A 920-nucleotide genomic window follows, 5' to 3' on the forward strand; every position below is an offset into this window, starting at 1 on the left:
ACTCTATGAATACATATTTTCGTTTGAATCGCACCTGTGAGGGATTGAAACTCTATAATCTTCCGGCTTTCTTTGTCCTACACTAAAGTTTGAATCGCACCTGTGAGGGATTGAAACCGCGCGTGCGAGCGATTATTTTAAAAGGATTGTTGTTGCTACAAAAATAACTCGGTTTGTGATTTTTCGGGCGTGGTTTTGAAAATGAGTTTTGAAACAAGGACACAAATAAAACGAAACAAATTGCTAATAACATTTTAAAACTAACTTACTTGTGGCTGGCAAGCGAAGTTGTTAAGGCTGTTAATGTTTAAATTTGAATAAACGATAATAAATTTTTGCGCTTGCATTTATGCGTTTTAAACAGAAATTGATGCGATTCAAGGGATTGGTTCTTATTGAGATTGAGGCATAAAAGTTTCAATCCCTCACAGGTGCGATTCAAACAGGCAGGAAAACTGGATTTGGAAGTGTTAAAATTTTGTTTCAATCCCTCACAGGTGCGATTCAAACACCTTTTAGCATAAATTGGCAAACGGTTGAACTAAAGTTTCAATCTCTCACAGGTGCAATTCAAACAAAATTTGATACTTGCGTGTTTTAAACAAAATAGTTAAAATGTTAACAAAATTGAGCGCAGGAAAACAAAATCAAGAAAAACACTATTATAAACCCCGAAAAAAAATAGAATTGACAAACAAATGTTTAAGAGCAAAACACAAAACAAGAGAAAAACTTGAAAAACATTAAAAGCTTAATCATTTAACAAGTCAAATCAAAAAGATTGAAAATCAATAAAATTATTAAAACAGCGAAATTAAAAAGTAAATAAAGTAAAAAAATAATTGAAAGTCAAAAAGATAAGAGACGGAAGGAAGCAGAAGGTAAAAAAACGTACGGTAGCAAGCGAATTGTTGTGGTTT

Annotated in this window: 3 protein-coding genes; 2 read left to right on the forward strand and 1 reads right to left on the reverse strand. The window is 32.4% G+C overall.

Annotated elements, in window-relative coordinates:
* Nucleotides 1-82: 82 nt before the first annotated feature.
* Nucleotides 83-253, reverse strand: coding sequence for a hypothetical protein (locus NZ923_10680; GenBank protein ID MCS7230475.1), 171 nt, complete (start codon nt 251-253; stop codon nt 83-85).
* Nucleotides 254-395: 142 nt separating this feature from the next.
* Between NZ923_10680 and NZ923_10685 the strand changes: the two genes are divergently transcribed.
* Complete coding sequence (locus NZ923_10685; GenBank protein MCS7230476.1) at nt 396-524, forward strand: hypothetical protein; 129 nt, start codon at nt 396-398, stop codon at nt 522-524.
* Nucleotides 479-601: a hypothetical protein gene (locus tag NZ923_10690; protein ID MCS7230477.1), complete on the forward strand. Its 123-nt coding sequence runs from the start codon at nt 479-481 to the stop codon at nt 599-601. The genes NZ923_10685 and NZ923_10690 overlap by 46 nt, the downstream gene beginning before the upstream one ends.
* Nucleotides 602-920: the final 319 nt, after the last annotated feature.

Origin of the sequence: Candidatus Kryptonium sp. (assembly GCA_025060635.1) — a bacterium.
GTDB lineage: Bacteria > Bacteroidota > Ignavibacteria > Kryptoniales > Kryptoniaceae > Kryptonium.

Bases quoted from the DNA above. Each gene is read 5' to 3' on its own strand.
- NZ923_10680 (MCS7230475.1), bottom strand. From the start codon at position 253: ATGTTATTAGCAATTTGTTTCGTTTTATTTGTGTCCTTGTTTCAAAAC.